Annotated in this window: 22 protein-coding genes; 8 read left to right on the top strand and 14 right to left on the bottom strand. The window is 54.0% G+C overall.

Annotated elements, in window-relative coordinates; genetic code table 11:
* Positions 1 to 7 precede the first annotated feature (7 nt).
* Positions 8 to 877, top strand: coding sequence for a phosphoribulokinase (locus ACO7SM_RS01655; protein WP_490469466.1), 870 nt, complete (start codon positions 8 to 10; stop codon positions 875 to 877).
* Between the two features lie 88 nt (positions 878 to 965).
* Here the strand turns inward: ACO7SM_RS01655 and ACO7SM_RS01650 are convergent, their stop codons facing one another.
* Positions 966 to 1,370: an OsmC family protein gene (locus tag ACO7SM_RS01650; RefSeq protein ID WP_271444043.1), complete on the bottom strand. Its 405-nt coding sequence runs from the start codon at positions 1,368 to 1,370 to the stop codon at positions 966 to 968.
* Positions 1,371 to 1,678: 308 nt separating this feature from the next.
* Between ACO7SM_RS01650 and crp the strand changes: the two genes are divergently transcribed.
* Complete coding sequence (gene crp, locus ACO7SM_RS01645; RefSeq protein WP_000242758.1) at positions 1,679 to 2,311, top strand: cAMP-activated global transcriptional regulator CRP; 633 nt, start codon at positions 1,679 to 1,681, stop codon at positions 2,309 to 2,311.
* Positions 2,312 to 2,362: 51 nt separating this feature from the next.
* Positions 2,363 to 4,450 carry a YccS/YhfK family putative transporter gene (locus ACO7SM_RS01640; RefSeq protein ID WP_490469465.1) on the top strand — a complete coding sequence of 696 codons (2,088 nt, stop codon included), beginning with the start codon at positions 2,363 to 2,365 and terminating at the stop codon, positions 4,448 to 4,450.
* On the opposite strand, the gene argD is transcribed toward ACO7SM_RS01640, so the two are convergent.
* From argD to ppiA, 5 genes are all read right to left on the bottom strand, one after another.
* On the bottom strand, positions 4,440 to 5,660 hold the full coding sequence (argD, locus tag ACO7SM_RS01635) for a bifunctional acetylornithine/succinyldiaminopimelate transaminase (RefSeq protein ID WP_490469464.1): 1,221 nt from the start codon (positions 5,658 to 5,660) through the stop codon (positions 4,440 to 4,442). The two genes, ACO7SM_RS01640 and argD, sit on opposite strands and share 11 nt — an antisense overlap.
* Positions 5,661 to 5,745: 85 nt before the next feature.
* On the bottom strand, positions 5,746 to 6,309 hold the full coding sequence (gene pabA / locus ACO7SM_RS01630; RefSeq protein WP_490469463.1) for an aminodeoxychorismate synthase component 2: 564 nt from the start codon (positions 6,307 to 6,309) through the stop codon (positions 5,746 to 5,748).
* A 31-nt stretch (positions 6,310 to 6,340) separates the two neighbouring features.
* Positions 6,341 to 6,943, bottom strand: coding sequence for a putative adenosine monophosphate-protein transferase Fic (locus tag ACO7SM_RS01625; RefSeq protein WP_490469462.1), 603 nt, complete (start codon positions 6,941 to 6,943; stop codon positions 6,341 to 6,343).
* Complete coding sequence (locus ACO7SM_RS01620) at positions 6,933 to 7,100, bottom strand: YhfG family protein (protein ID WP_490469461.1); 168 nt, start codon at positions 7,098 to 7,100, stop codon at positions 6,933 to 6,935. The genes ACO7SM_RS01625 and ACO7SM_RS01620 overlap by 11 nt, the downstream gene beginning before the upstream one ends.
* Before the next feature lie 105 nt (positions 7,101 to 7,205).
* The gene (ppiA, locus tag ACO7SM_RS01615; protein ID WP_192610751.1) at positions 7,206 to 7,778 is read right to left on the bottom strand and encodes a peptidylprolyl isomerase A; all 573 of its coding nucleotides are present in this window, start codon (positions 7,776 to 7,778) and stop codon (positions 7,206 to 7,208) included.
* A gap of 267 nt (positions 7,779 to 8,045) precedes the next feature.
* Between ppiA and tsgA the strand changes: the two genes are divergently transcribed.
* The 5 genes from tsgA to cysG all read left to right on the top strand — a co-directional run bounded on the left by tsgA (position 8,046) and on the right by cysG (position 14,762).
* Positions 8,046 to 9,227 (top strand): MFS transporter TsgA, encoded by a 1,182-nt coding sequence (gene tsgA / locus ACO7SM_RS01610; protein WP_490469460.1) that lies wholly within the window; start codon positions 8,046 to 8,048, stop codon positions 9,225 to 9,227.
* Positions 9,228 to 9,512: 285 nt separating this feature from the next.
* Positions 9,513 to 12,056 (top strand): NADPH-nitrite reductase large subunit, encoded by a 2,544-nt coding sequence (nirB, locus tag ACO7SM_RS01605; protein ID WP_490469459.1) that lies wholly within the window; start codon positions 9,513 to 9,515, stop codon positions 12,054 to 12,056.
* A complete protein-coding gene (gene nirD / locus ACO7SM_RS01600) occupies positions 12,053 to 12,379 on the top strand; it encodes a nitrite reductase small subunit NirD (RefSeq protein ID WP_490469458.1) in 327 nt (108 codons plus the stop codon). The genes nirB and nirD overlap by 4 nt, the downstream gene beginning before the upstream one ends.
* Before the next feature lie 188 nt (positions 12,380 to 12,567).
* Positions 12,568 to 13,377, top strand: coding sequence for a nitrite transporter NirC (nirC, locus tag ACO7SM_RS01595; RefSeq protein WP_490469457.1), 810 nt, complete (start codon positions 12,568 to 12,570; stop codon positions 13,375 to 13,377).
* 11 nt (positions 13,378 to 13,388) lie between these two features.
* Positions 13,389 to 14,762 carry a siroheme synthase CysG gene (gene cysG / locus ACO7SM_RS01590; RefSeq protein ID WP_490469456.1) on the top strand — a complete coding sequence of 458 codons (1,374 nt, stop codon included), beginning with the start codon at positions 13,389 to 13,391 and terminating at the stop codon, positions 14,760 to 14,762.
* A 52-nt stretch (positions 14,763 to 14,814) separates the two neighbouring features.
* Here cysG and ACO7SM_RS01585 read toward each other — a convergent pair whose 3' ends face one another.
* From ACO7SM_RS01585 to yhfZ, 8 genes are all read right to left on the bottom strand, one after another.
* Positions 14,815 to 15,909, bottom strand: coding sequence for an aminotransferase class I/II-fold pyridoxal phosphate-dependent enzyme (locus ACO7SM_RS01585; RefSeq protein ID WP_490469455.1), 1,095 nt, complete (start codon positions 15,907 to 15,909; stop codon positions 14,815 to 14,817).
* A gap of 10 nt (positions 15,910 to 15,919) precedes the next feature.
* Positions 15,920 to 17,284, bottom strand: a complete 1,365-nt coding sequence (locus tag ACO7SM_RS01580; protein ID WP_490469454.1) for a YhfT family protein — start codon at positions 17,282 to 17,284, stop codon at positions 15,920 to 15,922.
* Positions 17,285 to 17,292: 8 nt separating this feature from the next.
* Complete coding sequence (locus ACO7SM_RS01575) at positions 17,293 to 17,655, bottom strand: DUF2620 domain-containing protein (RefSeq protein ID WP_490469453.1); 363 nt, start codon at positions 17,653 to 17,655, stop codon at positions 17,293 to 17,295.
* A gap of 87 nt (positions 17,656 to 17,742) precedes the next feature.
* On the bottom strand, positions 17,743 to 18,621 hold the full coding sequence (locus ACO7SM_RS01570) for a phosphotriesterase-related protein (protein ID WP_490469452.1): 879 nt from the start codon (positions 18,619 to 18,621) through the stop codon (positions 17,743 to 17,745).
* Positions 18,618 to 19,844, bottom strand: a complete 1,227-nt coding sequence (locus ACO7SM_RS01565; protein ID WP_490469451.1) for a phosphopentomutase — start codon at positions 19,842 to 19,844, stop codon at positions 18,618 to 18,620. The genes ACO7SM_RS01570 and ACO7SM_RS01565 overlap by 4 nt, the downstream gene beginning before the upstream one ends.
* Positions 19,844 to 21,007, bottom strand: a complete 1,164-nt coding sequence (locus ACO7SM_RS01560) for a YhfX family PLP-dependent enzyme (RefSeq protein ID WP_490469450.1) — start codon at positions 21,005 to 21,007, stop codon at positions 19,844 to 19,846. Before ACO7SM_RS01560 ends, ACO7SM_RS01565 begins: the two co-directional genes overlap by 1 nt.
* An 83-nt stretch (positions 21,008 to 21,090) precedes the next feature.
* Entirely contained in the window at positions 21,091 to 21,453 is a 363-nt protein-coding gene (locus ACO7SM_RS01555; RefSeq protein WP_490469449.1) for a PRD domain-containing protein, read from the bottom strand.
* A 15-nt stretch (positions 21,454 to 21,468) separates the two neighbouring features.
* Complete coding sequence (gene yhfZ / locus ACO7SM_RS01550; protein ID WP_490470850.1) at positions 21,469 to 22,374, bottom strand: GntR family transcriptional regulator YhfZ; 906 nt, start codon at positions 22,372 to 22,374, stop codon at positions 21,469 to 21,471.
* Positions 22,375 to 22,431 lie beyond the last annotated feature (57 nt).

Genomic DNA, 22,431 nt, shown 5'->3' with positions numbered 1-22,431 from the left:
AGTTGTTATGTCTGCCAAACATCCAGTGATTGCGGTAACAGGATCCAGCGGCGCGGGGACCACCACCACCAGCCTCGCGTTCCGTAAAATTTTTTCACAGTTAAATCTGCGCGCCGCCGAGGTGGAAGGCGACAGCTTTCATCGCTATACGCGTCCGGAAATGGACATGGCGATCCGCAAAGCGCGGGACGCCGGGCGACATATCAGTTATTTCGGCCCCGAAGCCAATGATTTTGGTCTGCTGGAACAAACGTTCGGCGAGTACGGACACGCGGGCAAAGGCCAGTCGCGGAAATATCTGCATACCTACGATGAAGCAGTACCGTGGAATCAGGTGCCGGGAACCTTCACGCCATGGCAACCCCTGCCCGAACCGACCGACGTCCTGTTCTATGAAGGACTGCACGGTGGCGTAGTGACGCCGCAGCATAACGTGGCGCGCCATGTGGATTTACTGGTTGGCGTAGTACCGATAGTCAACCTGGAGTGGATACAAAAACTGATCCGCGACACCAGCGAGCGTGGACACTCCCGCGAGGCGGTGATGGATTCGGTGGTTCGCTCTATGGATGATTACATCAACTACATCACCCCGCAGTTCTCCCGTACGCATATTAACTTTCAGCGCGTCCCCACGGTGGACACCTCGAATCCCTTCGCGGCAAAAGGCATCCCGTCATTAGACGAGAGCTTTGTCGTTATTCATTTTCGTAATCTGGAAGGGATCGATTTTCCCTGGCTGCTGGCAATGCTTCAGGGCTCGTTTATTTCACATATCAATACATTAGTCGTGCCGGGCGGCAAAATGGGACTGGCAATGGAGTTGATCATGCTGCCGCTGGTTCAGCGACTGATGGAAGGCAAAAAAATCGAGTAAGGTAAGATTTTGCCGGATGGCGGTGTTGCGTTATCCGGCCTACTCCTGTCGTAGGCCCGATAAGCGCAGCGCCATCAGGCAAGGATCATCAGGCAGCAATCACTTCGTATGAATGCGTGATATTCACTGCTTTTTCCAGCATCAACGCCACGGAACAATATTTTTCAGCAGACAGATCGACTGCGCGCGAAACGGCGGCGTCTTTGAGATCATTGCCAGTCACAATGAAATGCAGATTGATATGCGTGAACAGGCGCGGCGCCTCTTCACGACGCTCGGAAGTGAGCTTCACTTCGCAATTGGTCACGTCCTGGCGTCCCTTTTGCAGAATAGACACCACATCGATCGCACTGCACCCACCCGCAGCCATTAACACCATTTCCATCGGACTCGGTGCTTTATCACCGGAGTTACCATCCATCAAAACCTGGTGTCCGGAAGCAGACTCTCCCAGGAAGGTTAGGCCTTCAACCCATTTCACACGCGCTTGCATATTTCGTAACTCCAATGTTTCAATTTTCCTGACAGATTACGCGGACATAACAAATCTCGCAACGGAAGGCGACCTGTATCAAGCTGAAGCGAGACACCAGGAGACACACAGCGAAAGCTATGCTAAAACAGTCAGGATGCTACAGTAATACATTGACGTACTGCATGTATGCAGAGAACATCACATTACAGGCTGCAGTACATTTTTAGCAGCCCCCTTCCCTGGCAGCGGGAAGCATATTTTGGCAACCCCAGAGACAGCGTCGTTTTCTGGCTCTGGAGACAGCTTATAACAGAGGATAACCGCGCATGGTGCTTGGCAAACCGCAAACAGACCCGACTCTCGAATGGTTCTTGTCTCATTGCCACATTCATAAGTACCCGTCGAAGAGCACGCTGATTCACCAGGGTGAAAAAGCAGAAACGTTGTACTACATCGTTAAAGGCTCAGTGGCTGTGCTGATTAAAGACGAAGAAGGGAAAGAGATGATCCTTTCTTATCTGAATCAGGGCGATTTTATTGGCGAATTGGGCCTGTTTGAAGAAGGCCAGGAGCGCAGTGCATGGGTTCGTGCAAAAACGGCCTGTGAAGTCGCTGAAATCTCCTACAAAAAATTTCGCCAATTGATCCAGGTGAACCCGGATATTCTGATGCGCCTGTCTTCCCAGATGGCTCGTCGCCTGCAAGTTACGTCCGAAAAAGTCGGCAACCTTGCCTTCCTCGACGTAACCGGTCGTATCGCTCAGACTCTGCTGAACCTGGCGAAACAACCCGATGCGATGACTCACCCGGACGGCATGCAAATCAAAATCACCCGTCAGGAGATCGGTCAGATCGTTGGCTGTTCTCGCGAAACCGTTGGTCGTATTCTGAAAATGCTGGAAGATCAGAACCTGATCTCCGCGCACGGTAAGACCATCGTCGTCTACGGCACTCGTTAACCCCGTCAAAATGGCGTATTACCCTGTAATACGCCATTTTTGTTGGCACCGATGTGGCGAAGACTGATCTATCACCCTGAAATCAACTACGCACTGCGGCAAACGCTGGTGTTGTGTTTACCTGTGGCGATCGGCCTTATCATCGGCCAGTTGCATCTGGGATTGCTCTTTTCTCTCGTTCCCGCCTGCTGCAACATCGCCGGGCTTGATACCCCCCACAAACGCTTTTTCAAACGCTTAGTCATTGGTGCATCGCTGTTTGCCGGATGCAGCCTGGCAATGCAGCTCCTGCTCGCGCAAGCAATACCGCTGCCGCTGATTCTGACGGGTTTAACGCTGATTCTTGGCGTGACGGCTGAACTCAGCGCCTTACATGCCCGACTCCTGCCGGCTTCGCTGATCGCCGCCATTTTCACACTCAGCCTTGCCGGTAACATGCCCGTGTGGGAGCCGTTGCTGATCTATGCCCTGGGCACCCTGTGGTACGGGCTTTTTAACTGGTTTTGGTTTTGGCTCTGGCGTGAACAACCGCTGCGCGAGTCGCTCAGTTTGTTGTACCGCGAATTGGCCGACTACTGCGAAGCCAAATACAGTCTGCTCACCCAGCATGCGGATCCTGAAAAAGCGCTGCCGCCTTTGTTGGTACGCCAACAGAAAGCGGTGGATCTCATCACCCAGTGTTACCAGCAAATGCACATGCTGTCGGCGCATCACAACAATGAATACAAACGTCTGCTGCGGGCCTTCCAGGAAGCGCTGGACCTACAGGAACATATCTCCGTCAGTCTGCATCAGCCGGAAGAGGTGCAAAAGCTGGTCGAACGCAGCCATGCGGAACAGGTGATTCGCTGGAACGCTCAAACGGTCGCCGCACGTTTACGCATCCTGGCGGATGATATTCTGTATCACCGCCTGCCAACTCGCTTTACCATGGAAAAACAGATTGGTGCGCTGGAGAAAATCGCTAACCAGCATCCCGATAACCCGGTCGGTCAGTTCTGTTACTGGCACTTTAGCCGCATTGCCCGCGTATTGCGGACCCAACGCCCGCTCTACGCCCGCGACCTGATGGCGGATAAACAGCGCCGACTCCCGCTGATCCCGGCGTTAAAAAACTATCTGTCCTTCAAGTCGCCCGCGCTGCGAAATGCCGGGCGTATTAGCGTCATGCTGAGTATCGCCAGTCTGATGGGCAGCGCGTTACATCTGCCGAAACCGTACTGGATCCTGATGACGGTGCTGTTTGTGACGCAAAACGGCTACGGCGCGACGCGGGTTCGCATATTACACCGTTCGGTAGGTACGCTGGTCGGGCTGGTGATTGCGGGCGTGACGCTACACTTCCATATTCCCGAAGGCTTCACGCTAGCGGGCATGCTGGTCATTACACTGGTGAGCTATCTGATCATTCGTAAAAATTACGGTTGGGCAACGGTCGGGTTTACGGTCACTGCGGTGTATACCCTGCAATTGCTGACGTTAAACGGTGAGCAGTACATTGTGCCGCGGTTTATTGATACGGTGATTGGCTGCCTGATCGCGTTTGGCGGAACGGTCTGGCTCTGGCCGCAGTGGCAGAGCGGTCTGTTACGCAAAAACGCCCACGACGCGCTGGAAGCCGATCAAGACGCTATACGCCTGATCCTCAGCGACAATCCACAGGCAACACCGCTTGCGTATCAGCGTATGCGTGTCAATCAGGCGCACAACACGCTGTACAACTCGCTGAATCAGGCCATGCAGGAACCCGGCTTTAACGCGCACTATCTGGCCGATATGAAACTGTGGGTGACGCACAGCCAGTTTATTGTCGAGCACATCAACGCCATGACCACGCTGGCGCGGGAACATACGATGCTGACGCCAGACCTTGCGCAACGCTATCTGGAATCGTGCGAAATTGCGCTCCAGCGCTGCCAGCAGCGTCTGGAGTATGACGGGCCGGGCAGTTCTGGCGATGTGAATATCCTGGAAGCGCCAGAGATGCTCTCCCATGGGTCATTAAGTACCCTGGAACAGCACCTGCAGCGCATACTGGGCCACCTGAAAACCATGCACACCATTTCGTCGGTCGCCTGGCGTCAACGGCCTCACCACGGGATCTGGCTCAGCCGTCAGTTACGGGATATTAAGCGTTAACGACTTTCGCGACGGCCTGAGCGAAACGCTGCATTCCCTCATCGATATCCGCCTCTTCCACCACCAGCGAGGGGGCGAAGCGCATCACATCCGGGCCGGCATTCAGCACCATCACGCCTTCATTCGCGCCCGCATAAAGAAACTCGCGCGCTCGTCCCTGATATTGCGGCTTCAACTCTGCCCCAATCAACAGTCCCATCCCGCGAATGTCGCTGAAGACGTCGTACTGCTCGTCAATTTTCTGCAAATGCTGAACAAATTTCTGCCGTTTTGTCTGAATGCCGTCCAGCACGTCTGGCGTGTTAATAATATCGAACGCCGCGCCAGCAACCGCGCAGGCCAGCGGGTTGCCACCGTAGGTAGAACCGTGGGAACCGACGTGAAACGCACTGGCAATCTCCTGCGTGGTCAGCATGGCGCTCACCGGGAACCCGCCGCCAAGCGCCTTGGCGCTGGTCAGAATATCCGGCGTCACGCCATAGTGCATATACGCAAACAGGGAGCCTGTACGCCCCATGCCGCACTGCACTTCATCAAAGACCAGCAATGCCTGATGCTGGTCGCACAATTCACGCAGTCCTTTCAGAAACTCGGGAGTTGCCGCCGTTAATCCTCCTTCCCCCTGGATGGGCTCCACCACCACCGCGCAGGTATGGTCATCCATCACGGCTTTCACCGCATGAAGATCGTTAAAGGGAACGTGGACGATGTCGGCCGGTTTCGGCCCAAAACCATCGGAATACTTCGGCTGGCCGCCAACCGTTACGGTGAACAGCGAGCGACCGTGAAACGCATTGTGGAAGGCGATGATTTTGGTTTTGAATGGGCTGTGGCGCACGCAGGCGTAATGACGTGCCAGTTTGAAGGCCGTTTCATTCGCTTCTGTACCAGAGTTCATGAACAGCACGCGTTCTGCAAACGTCGCGTCGATAAGCTTACGCCCCAGTCGTAGCGCCGGTTCATTGGTGAAGACGTTACTGGTGTGCCACAACGTTTCGCCCTGGGTTTTCAGCGCCTCAACCAGCGCCGGGTGACAATGCCCCAACGCCGTTACTGCAATCCCGCCAGCAAAATCAACGTATTCCTTTCCTTGTTGATCCCAGACGCGGCTACCTTTGCCTTTTACCGGAATAAACTCCGCCGGTGCATAAATCGGCAGGATAACCTCATCAAAAGTCGCGCGCGTAATTGCAGTTTGTTCAGTTGCCATCTTATGACCACCCAGTTATGCAGAAATTAATGTGAAATTATAATCACAAAATATGCATAAAAAATCACTAGATAGCAACTACAAATCAGCGCTGGAGGAAATTTGCCAGTAGCTGATGCCCTTGTTCGCTGAGAATACTTTCTGGATGAAACTGTACGCCTTCCAGATCCCATTCCCGATGACGAATGCCCATAATTTCCTGGGTTTCACTCCAGGCGGTGACGTCAAAACAGGCGGGAAGCGTGGCGGGGTCAATCACCAGAGAATGGTAACGCGTCACACGCAATGGCGTCGGCAACCCCAGGAAAACCCCCTGACCGGTATGGGTTATCGGTGAGGTTTTGCCATGCATGACTTTCGCGGCCCGAACGATGGTCGCGCCGAACGCCTGCGCCAGTGCCTGGTGGCCCAGGCACACGCCCAGGATGGGCAATCGCCCGGCATAATGGCGAATCACATCCAGCGAAATTCCGGCTTCGTTCGGCGTGCAGGGGCCTGGAGAAATTACGATCTTTTGCGGATTGAGCGCGTCGATTTGCGCCAGCGTCAACTCGTCATTCCGTTTGACCAGCACATCCGCGCCAAGCTCGCAAAAATACTGGTAGAGGTTCCAGGTGAAAGAATCGTAGTTGTCGATTAGCAGGATCATGGCGGCTCCGGTACGTTAGAACCGCGCTATTCTACTCAGTTTCCTCCGCTTCGCTCACCACTTTACGAAATATTGCCTGCAATGCCGACAGGTCGCCCATGGCGCCACTCTGGTTGGCCTGATTCCACTCATCCGCCTGAATACCGTTCCAGCTCAGCGCGTAACCGGCATGAATCGCCAGTTGTTCAAAGAAGATGCGCTGCGCCAGGCCGCTGCCGATACGAAACGGATGCAGCACATTAATTTCACAATAATAATGCGCGAGCCTGACGACGAATTTCTCTTTTGGCAATCCGGACAGATACCCTTCTTCTTCCAGATCCTGCATCAGGGCATTGCCCTCTTTTTCGATCCAGGCAAAATGGCAGAAAGGCGTGTCCCCCTGATAGATATCCACTTCGCGTAATTTTCCCGCCCAGTCGAAAATGTCCTGATAAAGTTGGCGATGAATAGCGCACAGGTAAGGTAAACCACGAACCCGCGGCCCCAGTTCAATGGTCGCGGCGCGTAATGCCGTCAGTTCATATGCTGCCTGCTCCAGACGTTGAACCTGACGAATGCCTAAACGGTTACGCATGACATCGAGACCGTCGTAAAGATAGGGGTCGCGTCCTTCACCAAATTTATCGCTCATAGTGCCTCCTCAACGCCTCAAGGCGTACAAGGGCTTCCTCAGCGGTCAGAGTAACCAGTAGGATTTCAACACCTTCAAGACAGCGGCTGGCCTGGAAATTGGCGTTTCGCAGATGTTTCCAGAGACGAGATTTTTGTTTATCGGTGAGCTTTTTCACGTGACCTCCCTGAATGCGCCTTCACTTGCCACAAGTATAAGCAGCAATTTCGGGTTACGCAGAGGCCGGGAGTCGCGCGGGCATCAGTGCCCGCGCAAAATGCGATTACGGCAGAACTTTCGCGGAGAGGATAACAACCGGTTTTGACGGAACGTTTTGATACGGCCCCACGTCATGGGTCTGAACCTGGGAGATTTTGTCCGCCACATCCATCCCCTTCACGACTTTACCGAAAACGGCATAGCCGAAGTCACGCTGGCCGTGATCGAGGAAAGCATTGTCCGCGATGTTGATAAAGAACTGGCTGGTCGCGCTGTCTTTGTCGGCCGTACGCGCCATCGCAATGGTGCCACGGGTGTTACGTAAACCGTTATCCGCTTCATTTTTGATTGGCGGGTTAGGTTTCTTCTGCTGCATTTGTTCGTTAAAACCGCCGCCCTGAACCATAAAGCCGGGGATCACACGGTGAAACGTGGTGTTATTGTAGAAACCACTGTTTACATAATCGACAAAATTTTGTACTGAAACAGGCGCTTTCTGGCTATTCAGCTCCAGCTCAATATTACCGGCAGAAGTTGTCAGCAGAACGCGAGGATCACCTTTCGCTGCCAGCGCTGCAGGAGAGAGAGCGGAAAGAGCGAGAACAGCTGCAACAGCCGCCAGAGTCGATTTGAGCATGAGATTTCCTTAACGGGAGCAGAAACAAAAGCAAGTGGATTGATTCTAAAGAGCCTTCCATGACAAGGCCATCCCTTTACTTAATTTTACGTATCGGATCCCCTGGTCATGTCAGGCCGCCTAATTTTTTTGTGACAAATATCACTTTAAAAAATGCAACAAATGTATCAATTACTAAAAAATATTTAAATACATCACTAAAACGCCTAAAATCTGCCCGCCCATTGCGCTGTCAACGCGCTTTACACCTCTATACACAGGCCAGTCATGACTAACAGCAATCGTATCAAGCTCACATGGATTAGCTTTCTCTCCTACGCCCTGACAGGGGCGTTAGTGATTGTCACCGGAATGGTGATGGGAAACATTGCAGATTACTTCCATCTGCCTGTTTCCAGTATGAGCAACACTTTCACCTTCCTCAATGCCGGTATTTTGATCTCTATCTTCCTCAATGCCTGGCTGATGGAAATTGTCCCGCTGAAAACACAGCTGCGTTTTGGGTTTATCCTGATGCTACTGGCGGTTGTCGGACTGATGTTCGGCCACAGTCTGGCGCTGTTTTCTGCCGCCATGTTTGTTCTCGGGCTGGTCAGCGGTATCACTATGTCGATCGGTACGTTCCTGATAACGCAAATGTACGAAGGTCGTCAGCGCGGTTCACGCCTGTTGTTTACCGACTCTTTCTTTAGCATGGCGGGGATGATTTTCCCGATGGTTGCCGCGTACCTGCTGGCACGCAGCATCGAGTGGTACTGGGTTTATGCCTGCATCGGTCTGGTCTACGCGGCAATTTTCATTCTGACTTTCGGCTGTGAATTCCCGGCGCTGGGTAAACATGCGCAGCAAACCGAAGCCCCCGTGGCAAAAGAAAAATGGGGCATCGGCGTATTGTTTCTGGCCATTGCAGCCCTGTGCTACATCCTCGGTCAGTTGTGTTTTATCTCCTGGGTGCCGGAATACGCCAAAGGTCTGGGTATGAGCCTGAATGATGCCGGTACGCTGGTCAGCGATTTCTGGATGTCGTACATGTTCGGGATGTGGGGATTCAGCTTCATTCTGCGTTTCTTTGACCTGCAGCGTATTCTGACGGTGCTGGCAGGCCTGGCAACCGTGCTGATGTACCTGTTTATTACCGGCACGCCAGAACATATGCCGTGGTTTATCTTGACGCTGGGCTTCTTCTCCAGCGCCATTTATACCACCATCATCACACTCGGTTCACAGCAGACCAAAGTCGCCTCGCCAAAACTGGTTAACTTTATTTTGACCTGCGGCACCATCGGCACGATGTTGACCTTTGTGGTTACGGGGCCAATCGTGGCGCACAGCGGCCCGCAGGCGGCGTTGTTCACCGCCAATGGTCTGTACGCGGTCGTCTTTGTGATGTGTTTTATCCTCGGATTTGTCACCCGTCATCGTCAGCACAGCGTCCCGGCAGCCCACTAAGTTTTTCCTGCCCCTTTTCGTCCTGAAAAGGGGTTTATTCCCTCCTCATCCTGAAGGCGTAAACCTCGACATCGCCAGAGGTAGCGGCTAACTCCTTAAAACCTTTCAGTTTGTATTCTTTTTGTACAAGCACGAAAAGCCAGACAATTCCGTGACTTAGAAAAATGCTGACAAATCAGCAATATACCTCTAAAGGAGTATATAAAGGTGAATTTGATTTGCATCAATAAGTGGGGTAGCTGAATCGTTAAGGTAGGCAGTAATAGAAAAGAAATCGAGGCAAAAATGAGCAAAGTCAGACTCGCTATTATCGGTAATGGTATGGTCGGCCATCGCTTTATTGAGGATCTTCTTGATAAAGCTGACGCGACCCAGTTTGATATTACCGTCTTCTGTGAAGAACCCCGCAAAGCCTATGACCGTGTCCACCTGTCTTCTTACTTCTCCCACCATACGGCTGAAGAGCTGTCGTTGGTGCGCGAAGGGTTTTACGAAAAGCACGGTGTGAAAGTTCTGGTGGGCGAACGTGCCATCACCATTAACCGCCAGGAGAAGGTTATCCACTCCAGCGCCGGGCGTACGGTTTATTACGATAAGCTCATCATGGCGACCGGTTCTTATCCGTGGATCCCACCGATTAAAGGTTCCGAAACGCAGGATTGCTTTGTTTACCGCACCATTGAAGATCTCAACGCCATTGAGTCCTGCGCTCGTCGCAGCAAGCGTGGGGCCGTTGTAGGCGGTGGTCTGCTGGGGCTGGAAGCCGCTGGCGCGCTGAAAAACCTCGGCGTCGAAACGCACGTGATCGAATTTGCACCGATGTTGATGGCTGAACAACTGGATCACATGGGTGGCGAGCAGTTGCGTCGCAAAATTGAAAGCATGGGCGTGCGCGTACACACCAGCAAAAACACCAAAGAGATCGTTCAGGAAGGAACTGAGGCGCGCAAAACCATGCGTTTTGCCGATGGCAGCGAACTGGAAGTGGATTTTATCGTCTTCTCCACCGGTATTCGCCCGCGTGACAAGCTGGCCACCCAGTGTGGTCTGGACGTCGCTCAGCGCGGCGGTATCGTGATTAACGACACCTGCCAGACCTCTGACCCGGACATCTACGCGATTGGTGAATGCGCTAGCTGGAACGATCGCGTATACGGTCTGGTCGCACCGGGCTACAAAATGGCGCAGGTCGCCGTTGACCATATTCTTAACCACGAAAACGCCTTTGAAGGCGCGGATCTGAGCGCCAAGCTGAAACTGCTGGGCGTCGACGTGGGCGGTATCGGCGATGCGCATGGCCGTACGCCTGGCGCACGTAGCTATGTCTATCTTGATGAAAGCAAAGAAGTCTACAAACGCCTGATCGTAAGTAAAGATAACAAAACGCTGCTCGGCGCGGTTCTGGTCGGTGACACCAGCGATTACGGCAACCTGCTGCAACTGGTGCTGAACGCCATCGAACTGCCGGAGAACCCGGACTCGCTGATCCTGCCAGCGCACGCGGGCAGCGGTAAGCCGTCCATCGGCGTAGATAAACTGCCGGACAGCGCGCAGATCTGCTCCTGCTTCGACGTCACGAAAGGTATGCTGGTCGCCGCCATCAACAAAGGTTGCCACACCGTCGCCGCCCTGAAAGCGGAAACCAAAGCAGGAACCGGCTGCGGGGGTTGTATCCCACTGGTCACTCAGGTACTGAATGCCGAACTGGCGAAACAGGGCATTGAAGTGAACAACAACCTGTGCGAGCACTTCCCGTACTCTCGCCAGGAGCTGTTCCATCTCATCCGGGTGGAAGGCATCAAAACCTTTGAAGAACTGCTGGCGAAACACGGTAAAGGCTACGGTTGTGAAGTGTGTAAACCCACCGTTGGCTCCCTGCTGGCCTCCTGCTGGAATGAATACATTCTGAAGCCGCAGCACACACCGCTACAGGATACCAACGACAACTTCCTGGCCAACATTCAGAAAGACGGCACCTACTCCGTGATCCCACGTTCCGCGGGCGGTGAAATTACCCCGGAAGGTCTGGTGGCGGTGGGCCGTATCGCCCGTGAATTCAATCTGTATACCAAAATCACCGGCTCTCAGCGTATTGGTCTGTTTGGCGCGCAGAAAGACGACCTGCCGGAGATCTGGCGTCAGCTAATTGACGCAGGCTTTGAAACCGGTCATGCGTACGCGAAGGCGCTGCGTATGGCGAAAACCTGCGTCGGCAGCACCTGGTGTCGTTACGGCGTGGGCGACAGCGTCGGTTTCGGCGTTGAGCTGGAAAACCGTTACAAAGGCATCCGCACCCCGCACAAAATGAAATTCGGCGTTTCCGGCTGTACCCGTGAGTGTGCGGAAGCCCAGGGTAAAGACGTCGGTATTATTGCGACGGAAAAAGGCTGGAACCTGTACGTCTGCGGCAACGGTGGGATGAAACCGCGCCACGCCGATCTGCTGGCGGCGGATATCGACCGCGACACGCTGCTCAAATATCTCGATCGTTTCATGATGTTCTACATCCGCACGGCAGACAAACTGACGCGTACCGCACCGTGGTTAGATAGCCTGGAAGGCGGTATTGAATACCTGAAGTCCGTCATTATCGACGACAAACTGGGGCTGAACGAACACCTGGAAGAAGAGATGGCGCGTCTGCGTGAAGCCGTCATCTGCGAGTGGACAGAAACCGTCAACACGCCGTCTGCCCAGGTTCGCTTCAAACACTTTATCAACAGCGATAAACGCGACCCGAACGTGCAGGTCGTTCCTGAACGTGAACAGCATCGTCCGGCAACACCGTACGAACGCATTCCGGTAACTCTGGTGGAGGAGAACGCATGAGCCAGTGGAAAAACATCTGCAAAATCGATGACATTCTGCCTGCAACCGGCGTCTGTGCGCTGTTAGGCGAAGAGCAAGTCGCTATTTTCCGTCCTTACCATAGCGACCAGGTCTTTGCGATCAGCAACATCGATCCCTTTTTCGAATCCAGCGTGTTGTCTCGCGGGTTGATTGCAGAGCACCAGGGGGAGTTGTGGGTCGCCAGCCCGCTGAAAAAACAGCGTTTTCGCCTGAGCGACGGCCTGTGCATGGAGGACGAAAGTCACTCCGTGGCGCACTACGAAGCCCGTGTTAAAGACGGTGTCGTGCAGTTGCGCGGTTAATGGATTAACGGGAGGTGCAACGCCTCCCTTATTTGACGTATTGGGTAGGCCTTTTTTCGCAGGCCTGATAAGCGTAGCGCCATCCGGCAAATTGCATAAGCACATTGCCGGATGGCGACATAAATGCCTTATCCGGCCTACGTATGATTGTTTTTTTTATTATTTATATTTCAAGGATAATCAAATACATGTTCACAGACACTATCAATAAGTGTGCGGCTAACGCTGCGCGCATCGCACGCTTGTCGGCGAAAAACCCGCTTGGCTTCTGGATTAGTTCTGCAATGGCGGGGGCCTATGTCGGTCTCGGTATTATCCTTATTTTTACCCTCGGGAATCTGCTCGACCCTTCTATTCGTCCACTGGTGATGGGTGCAACCTTTGGTATTGCGCTGACGCTGGTGATTATTGCCGGTTCTGAACTCTTCACGGGTCACACCATGTTCCTGACGCTCGGCGTCAAAGCAGGTACCATCAGCCACGGGCAAATGTGGGCTATTCTGCCGCAAACCTGGCTGGGCAACCTGGTGGGTTCGGTGTTCGTCGCGCTGCTGTATAGCTGGGGCGGTGGTAGCCTGCTACCGGTCGATACCAGCATTGTGCACTCGGTTGCCCTTGCCAAAACAACCGCCCCGGCCACCGTGCTCTTTTTCAAAGGCGCGCTGTGTAACTGGCTGGTTTGCCTGGCAATCTGGATGGCAATCCGTACCGAAGGCGCCGCGAAATTCATCGCTATATGGTGGTGTCTGCTGGCGTTTATCGCCTCTGGCTATGAGCACTCCGTTGCCAACATGACCCTGTTCGCCCTCTCCTGGTTTGGTCATCACAGCGACGCGTATACCTTGTCCGGGATCGGTCACAATTTGTTGTGGGTAACACTAGGTAATACTTTGTCCGGTGTCGTGTTCATGGGATGGGGTTATTGGTATGCTACGCCGAAATCGGAGCGTCCGGCTCCGGCAAAAATCAACCAAACTGAGGCTGCTGCCAATAATTAAGGGGTAATGTCGTGGATCATTTGCCTATATTTTGTCAACTACGTGACCGCGACTGCCTGATCGTCGGCGGGGGTGATGTCGCAGAACGCAAAGCGCGGTTACTGCTGGAAGCCGGTGCCAGACTCACGGTCAATGCACTGGCGTTTATTCCACAGTTTACCGTATGGGCAAATGAAGGCATGTTAACGCTGGTGGAAGGGCCGTTCGACGAAGCGCTCCTCGACCCTTGCTGGCTGGCTATTGCAGCAACCGATGACGATGAAGTGAATCAACGCGTTAGCCGCGCTGCCGAAACTCGCCGTATTTTCTGCAATGTGGTCGATGCGCCGAAAGCCGCCAGCTTTATTATGCCCTCGATTATTGACCGTTCGCCGCTGATGGTCGCCGTCTCCTCGGGCGGCACATCGCCGGTTCTCGCGCGTTTATTGCGTGAGAAACTTGAGGCCATGCTGCCCCAGCATTTAGGCCAGGTTGCGCAGTATGCCGGGCAGTTACGCTCCCGGGTGAAAAAACAATTCGCCACCATGGGCGAACGCCGTCGCTTCTGGGAGAAACTCTTTGTCAACGACCGTCTGGCGCAGTCGCTCGCCAACGACGATCGCCAGGCCATTGAACACACCACGGAACAAATGCTCAGCGAACCGCTGGATCACCGTGGTGAAGTGGTGCTGGTGGGTGCCGGCCCTGGCGACGCCGGTCTGCTCACCCTGAAAGGGTTGCAGCAAATTCAGCAGGCCGATGTGGTGGTGTACGACCGCCTGGTTTCCGACGACATCATGAACCTCGTCCGCCGCGATGCTGACCGCGTCTTCGTGGGCAAACGGGCGGGATATCACTGCGTGCCGCAAGAAGAGATTAACCAGATCCTGCTGCGTGAAGCCCAACAGGGTAAACGCGTCGTGCGTCTGAAAGGCGGCGATCCGTTTATTTTTGGTCGCGGCGGCGAGGAGCTGGAAACCTTATGCCACGCAGGGATCCCCTTCTCGGTGGTTCCGGGAATTACGGCGGCTTCAGGCTGTTCAGCTTACTCCGGGATCCCGCTGACCCACCGCGACTACGCGCAAAGCGTCCGTCTGGTTACCGGGCATCTGAAAACCGGTGGCGAGCTGGACTGGGAGAACCTGGCGGCTGAGAAGCAGACGCTGGTGTTCTACATGGGGCTGAATCAGGCGGCGACCATCCAGGAAAAACTGATTGAATTCGGTATGCAGGCTGATATGCCTGTTGCGCTGGTTGAGAATGGCACTGCCGTGTCACAACGCGTGGTTAACGGGGCGCTGTCGGAGTTAGGTGACCTGGCGCAACGTGTTGAAAGCCCTGCGCTAATTATTGTCGGTAGAGTGGTCGCTCTGCGCGATAAGCTAAACTGGTTCTCGAACCATTAATGTAAAAAAACCGGGAATTTCCCGGTTTTTTTATGCCTGTCATCACCGGGCGCTAGCCAGCCATGACCTGCCCGATGCTTTCCCGCAAGATTCGCAGCACCGTCTCTTCGCCGCTACGGTTTGGATTAATACGAATCGCATACTGTTCCAGACCCGGCGCGGCTTCGCGAAACGTCCCGGAGAGACGATAAAACAGAGGCGGGATCTCATATTTTGATTCCGCCCCCACCGGGTAAGGCAGCGCCCCGCGTTTGTGCGCTTCTTCCAGCACTCTCCCGGCAATCGGGTGATTGAACTCCACGATCAGCACTTTCGACTGCGCATTGGCAATGACCGCCTGCTTCACCTCCGGCAAACTCCCGCCATTGAGTCGTGCGAGCAAACGCTCGGATACCCCCGCCTGCACGGCATGCATCACGGGTGCGAAAACCAGTCCACGCAGTACTTCCAGCGCTTGCGCGCCCTGGATCTGGCTCCCGCCGGAATACAGGGTAGAGCGGATTTTAGCGATAGCGTCGGCCTCTCCAACCACCGCCCCCACCCCTTCAGGCCCGAAGAGTTTAAAGCAAGAGAACGTAGAAAGTGTGGCACCGCACTCACACCCGATGCTGTCCACTTTCATGACCGCATAGTTGTCATCGGTCAGCGTGGGAACCCCGCTCTGTGCGATTTCCTCCAGCACCGCCGTCAGCGAGTAGCTGTCCCGGGGTTGCTGGCGTGTGTGCTGAACTAGCGCCGCCTGAGGGCGGTGCTGGGCAATAGCCTGCGTTATCGCGCCGGGAGTATTGAAATCGGCACGGATAAGTTCAATACCCATCTGTTCAATGATGCACGCCGTGGTGGGATACACCGGCGCATCATGTGCCAGTAGCCGCTGCCCGGGTTTGAGCAACGCGCACAGCCCTGCACGAATAGCCCCCGTACCCGCGCCCTGCACCAACACGGCCGCCCCGGCGTGAAACGCATCCGCCAGTACCTGTTCTACACGCTGCGTTACCCGGGGCTGATTTAGCCCCGGCACCAACCCTAGATCGCCGCCTGCCAAAAAATCAGCACCGGGAAAATGGCGGCACAGTGTGTCCACCAGCGCAAATTGCTTCTCCTGAGCCTCCATCAGCGTCAGGCTTTGTAATGGATAGGTTTCCATGGCGATGACCTTAGGGTTGCACAATACCGATAAAATATAAGAGGTTAGCCAGTATCCCGACGGCAATCGTGGCAACCGGGCCAATAGACATCTCCACCAGTGGTCTACGGGAGGTTCGGTTAAGCAGATAAATGCCTGCAACGATCATGAATCCCATACCCGGTAAAATGGCATTAGACGCAATCATCCCACCCACCAACAGCGACACTTCCAGCATTCGTGTGATCGCGGTGCGGATATGATCGCCACACGCTTTGACGCCAGGATATTTGTCCAGCCAGATAGCCGTTCTGGCGAGCAGTCTAATCTCCAGGAACATAATGACGCCGCCTGCAATGAACGCGATAAAAGGGTTGTTCGTCGCAAGGCCGGCAACAAAAACAAACTTCATGCCTTCCGGGCTGTAAACCCCTGTCGCAATGGCCGTCATACCGACCAGGGGGATAAAACTGATCGCTCGCGCCAGGGCGACCAGCATGGCACTGGTTTGCTCTCCCTGCGCCATCAATTGCAGCGAAACGGGGCCTTCTGCCAGCAAACTGAATGACATCGAACCGGCCATCGCACATAAGCCGCCGCTGAACACCAACAGCCATTTGTTTTTCTGAATGCGCTCTATACGTGCCGAAAAGAGGCCCACCAGCATCTCATTCGCGCCTTTCGTCTTTACCCCATCCGCATTTTCTGACGTCGCAGGACGCTCTTGCATGGTGAAATAGAACATCGCGATCATCGCAAGCAATAGCGCAATGCCGTTCGGGTCAAGCTTGACGGGTTTTTCAATGCGCCCGCCAAAACTGATACTGCCAAAAGAGTGCGCGACCAGATATCCCACCAGTGTCGCCACCAGCACCCACATGCCTTTTTTGTATCCGTACTGATAACCGACAACCAGTGCAGGAAAGAGGGCGAAACAGACAATAATCGGGTCTCCCACCTGGCTGAGGTTATTCATAAAATTCACGGGCATCATGTTGAACAGATCAACCACTGAACGCAGTCCAACCATCAGCGCCACGCCATAAAGGGCACCAATGACGCCGGAGAGCAGAAAGCCACGGCGACTATTGTTACACCATGTGCCCACCACATCGGTTCCCAGCAACAGGCTATGCACCAGAATAATCGGCGCGGTCAGTGAAAATGGCAGCCCAAATCCGATGACCAATCCGAAACTCAGTGCAAAGCTGGTTGCCGCCAGCGTTTTGTGATCCATTCTCCCTTCGAGATATTCAGGCATCAATGGCCGCAGGCCATCATGAAAAACCGCAATCCCCCGGTTGGCCATCATCGCAGACAGCCCGCCAATGAGCGCGATCAATCCAGCCTTCATGGGATCGATGGTTAACAGACGCATCAGAAACTCATGTTCCATTTTTCCTCCTATGCGCCCAGGATTGCCTTGATAATTACCGGGACAACGATTTCAGTGTCCTGCCCCGTAAAACCGAATGCTTTTTTCCCTGCGTTTACGCCTGCAATAATCTCTTCATTTGACAGAATTTTTCCCGGCATGCCGACGGTAATACATTGGCTGGCCCCCGCAATTGCAATCGCCATTGCCAGCGCCCCGCCGCCACCGGTATTACACGCGCCGAAATAGTAGTCGGCCGCGCCACTTTTTAATGCCATGGCTGCTTCAATGTCCCCCATGACAGTGACTGAGGTTGCACGATCGCCCGCTTCACGGCGGACTGTTTCAGCTATTTTGTCTTTCTCAATCTGACCACCAATCACGATTTTCATTGTCTGTATCCTTATTGATTTATTTCTATCGCTAATACGTTATTAAAAACGCCTACCCTCAACGCGCGCTGTCTCAATCAAACCGACCTACTGGAAGAAACGAGCAGGGTTATCACGCAGCATCATGTCCACATCGACCTGACTGAACCCTGACTGGCGCAGTTGTGGGACAAAGGTGGTTAACAGGTAGTCGTAGCCATTACCGCCGTTCGCTTTCAAATGTGACCGGCGGGTAATATCCATTGAGAGCATCACGCGGTTGAGCAAACCGCGATCGCGAAGCACATGCAGCATCCCAATACGTTTCTCGTCCGGGTAGTAGCTGCTTTTACCGATAGTGTCGAACTGCACATACGCGCCGAGATCGATCATGCGTAAGATATTGTCGAGGTTATCTTTGAGATCGCAGTGACCAATCACCACTCGCGAGAGGGAGACGCCCTGCGTTTTCAGTAAGGCCAGTTGTTCCAGACCCATCGTGCCGAACGAGGTGTGTGTAGAGATTGGGCGCCCGGTTTCATTGTGGGCACGCGCGGCAGCAATAAAGACCTTTTCTTCAAGCTCCGTGATTACGCCTTCACTGGAGCCGATTTCAGCGATGACCCCGGCTTTCAGTTCAGTGCCATCGATTCCGTCGACAATTTCATCGACCATTTCCTGGGCCAGTTGCTCCACGCTGCGGGTCGCGACGTGTTCCGGGAAAAACTGATTCTGGTAATACCCCGTGCAGGCCACCACATTCATTCCCGTATCACGCATCAGATCGAGCATAAATTGCGGGTTACGCCCCATGTAACGGTTGGTCATCTCAATGATGTTACGCACGCCCAACGCCATCAGAACGTTCATCTCCTGGCAGATGAGATCGTACTGATCGAACCGGCAGTCGAGATTATTTTTGAACCCGGAGAGATCGATATGCAGATGCTCGTGGGCGTAGGTGTAGCCTGAAGTATCAATGCTCATAACGCGTCTCCTGTGAGCCGTAATGCCGAAAGAAAAGAGGTGCCGTTTTGCGGGGCGGCGGCGCCAAAGAATTCGCATACTGTGGCGCCCACATCTGACAGCGTGGCGCGAACGCCTAACTGCGCGGGTTCCAGCCCCTGTCGATACACCAGCACCGGCACCACTTCACGGGTGTGGTGGCTGTGCCCGATCGTGGGATCGTTGCCGTGATCGGCCATGACGACCAGGTAATCATCGGCTCCCATATCAGACAGAAGGCGCGTCAGATTACTGTCAACAACCTGTAGCCGTTCCGCATAACGTGCGACATCCTCAGCATGACCGGCGAGATCGGTTTCCTGGATGTTGGTGCAAATAAACACGGTCTGTTCCGCGTTAAATTCGTCTCGTGTGATATCCATAATGCGCTGGCTATCGACCAGGTTTTGCCAACTGCGCCCATGTGGGTTGCTGACAATATCGGCCACTTTGCCGACCAGTACGGTTGGCACGCCGACCTCATGCAGCTTCTGCGGAACCTGAACCTGCGCATCAACGCCATAGCCCATGTGAATCACCTGAAAACCGTGTTTATACGCCCCGGAGCGCGGTGCATTGATACCGATAAAGCGTTCCGCTTTCGTCTCAACGGCATCCAGAATCTGTTGGCTATCGTTCAGCATGCCGCCAAAAGCAATGACCCGCCCAACCTGTACATGCTCACGCACGATGCGGCCAATTTTCACCACCTCGTCGAAGTCAATGACGGAAAGGTTGCCGGTAATGTTGTAGACCTGCCCCAAATCCGCTTCGAGGTTATCGCCAATAGCGACCGCCTGATTCACCCACAGAAACGCCAGCCCATCGCCACGCCGCTCCACCTGCCAGCCTGCGGCTTTCAGCGCCTGTTCAACGCGCCCAATAACCTCGCTAAACGGCATGCGCAGCGGCGCCTGGGGTCGCGAACCTAAAATCTCCTGATGCCCCATGAAAGTATCGCCCCCTTCATGTTGCAATTCCGCGACGCCCCATACCGCAGATGCAGACGGTTTCATCACGCCAGGCGTGTACCCCAGCGCATTCATCAACCCCAGTTTTTCCAGCGTTGGCAGACGTAACTGCGGCTGCTGACTCAGGATATGCCCGCAAGTATTCGCGCCAGCATCCTGCGGTCGGGTCAGTGCAACATCTTTCATGGCCCCGACGCCGAAGCTATCAATCACTACCACCACGAAACGAGCCATTAGTCCTCCAGAAGGTTTCCGAGGCTGTCATAACGGGCGACAATCTCAGGCGCGCCGCGCTGAATACCGGACACCAGCACAACGTCACTGCGCGTCACAAAGATTTGTGTGCGAAAACAGAGCACAACGGCACTGCTTACCGGAAATTCCCCGGTAAGCGGCAGGTAATAATCAATACTGCTGTCATCAACAGGTTTCAGTTGCGTCTCAACCGGCGCGGCATTTTCATGGGCAAACACCAGCGCATTACGCGCATGCCCGCGACGGTAATAACCGCCGCCATAGCAATAACTGTCGCCGTGAAAATGGTGAGAAATCTCGCTTAGCCAAAGCATCGCAATGCGCTCAGGCTGGTCACCCTGTTGATTAGAAGGAATCGTGCCGGTCAACGCATGACCAGGCTCAGCGTGAGTGACGCCATACTTTGCCAGCAGCGGCAAAGAGGCGCAGCTGGTCGCAGATGGAGCATTCAGTTGTTCGATAGCAACGCCTGACGCTTCCACCTGGCGTCGCGCATCAACCAGCGTGTGCAGGTTAGGCGTTGGTACAATTTCACCTGCCGCCTCATCCCAGAGCAGACAGGGAAAATGCGTTAATCCGCTCAGATGCAAACCCGGTAGCCGTTGAACCTCGGCAACAACCTCATCCAGATTGGCCAGCGGGAAGCCGCTTTCCTGCCCGGGATAAAGAAAGTCGTTGTCGTCATACACCTTGAGCATCACCGCCTGCGTCTGCCCGGCTTTCACGGCGGCCGCAGAAACTTCTCGCGCTTTCTCTAACGAAAACAGCGTGATGACATCCGTATTTTGTTGTACTGCGGCATCAACGAGTCGGGACGGGATCTGCACCAAATGACCCTGATGTGCGATCGGTAATCCGGCGCGGCGCAGGGTTCGGCCCTCTTTATAGTCCACCACGACAATCCCGGCATAACCCAGCGCCAACAACTTTTCCGCCAGCCAGGGATTTCGCCCAACCTGCTTGGTCATCAGATACAGCGTGATGCCGTGTTGCTGCGCGACATCAATCAGGCGCTTACCATTTTCCAGAACCTGGTCAACATCAATCACCCAACTATCGGGGACAATCTTCCCCTGTTGCCATAGCCGAAGCGCGGCGGTAATAAGCGCAGGGTTCTGCCGTTTCAGTGCGTGTGTAAACATCTTTTAGCCTCGTTTCCAATCCCTGATTTAAATATTCATTTTTTTGAATATTTAAGGTGTAGGACATTGCTATTCCATCAATTTCAAACGCCTTCTTCTGCCGCCATCCACAATCCGTACAGGTTCGCCAGCAGATATCCCTCTTCATTTGCATGAAGCGTCACCGCAAACTCTTTCAGCAATGCCTGGTGCACCAGCAAAATGGTCGGCCAAAAGTTTGATTGCGCCATTTCAGCCAGTAACTCGTCATCCAGCGGCCCAATCACTTCCCCACGGCGGCTGCGCATTAACGCGCTCGCCATGTGCGTCATCGCCATCGTCCCTTGCTCGGTGTGAACCGGCAGATGCCACTCATTGCTCAACCGTTCAACAACCTGCAGCATGCCGCTGCAGATATCTTTATCAATCACACCCGCTTCACATAGCAGGTTCAGTCGGTATTCCATCAAAACGCCCTTAACTTAATAGCTGGGTTCCTGCTCACCTTTAACGACCCGTTGCTGGTGGGCGAGCAGCGCCTGTTTATCCACCACCGCGCGCAGTAATTGCTGCATCGGATAATCATCTGCGCGTGTCAGTACGACGGCTTCCGTTGCCTGTAAGAATCGGGGATCGCGGGTGAGCGGGGTCGCTTCTAAACCCAGCATCGCCAGTTCGGCATCCGCCACGACGTTCCAGATCACCGCATCCACATCCCCTTTCACAATGCGCTGGAGGCTTTCGTGGTAGGAAAGGTCTACCAACTCCACGTCACTGTCGCCAAAACACGCTTCCGTCATGATTTTCTGATCCGCCGAGCGGTTATCCAGACCTACACGTTTCACGTGTTCAGCTTCACCTTTGCGACAAATGAGCTGATGCTCGCCGACATAAGTATGTGGGCCCAGTTCCAGCGCAATGCGTAACCCGTTCTGCGCCAGATAACTGTCCGCCGCCAGACGGGAAACCACCGCCATGTCGTAGACACCGTTCAGTAAACATTCCACGCGAATATCCGCCCCACGCATGTGTGCGTAATAAAAGGGGATCCCCTCAAATTGCGCTTTCAGGCCGCTCGCCAACCCTTCGTACAGACGGGTATACGGCAACGGCATGGCACACACCACGTTGTTGATATCCACATGCGTCAACAGCGTTTTGTTATCCATTTCGACCAGGAAACTGCCATTACGCCCACGACGCTCAATGCGGATTGCCCCTGAGGATTCCAGCGTTTTCAGCGCGGCCTGCGTTAATCCGACTGATGAGCGGCATTCATTTGCCAGCTCATCTATGGTTTTCAAACGGTTACCACACTTTTCACCCAACAGGTAACGAGCCAGAGTTGTTAAGACAACCCCTTCTTTCTTGATAAATGTCCGACGCATCATATATTTTCAGTAAATTGAATATTTATATCTTCATTAAATTGAATATATAGCGCA

The organism is Citrobacter sp. LJND-P06 (genome assembly GCF_058188415.1).
Note: the sequence above shows the minus strand (reverse complement) of the source record. Positions and strands in the feature narration are given on the sequence as shown.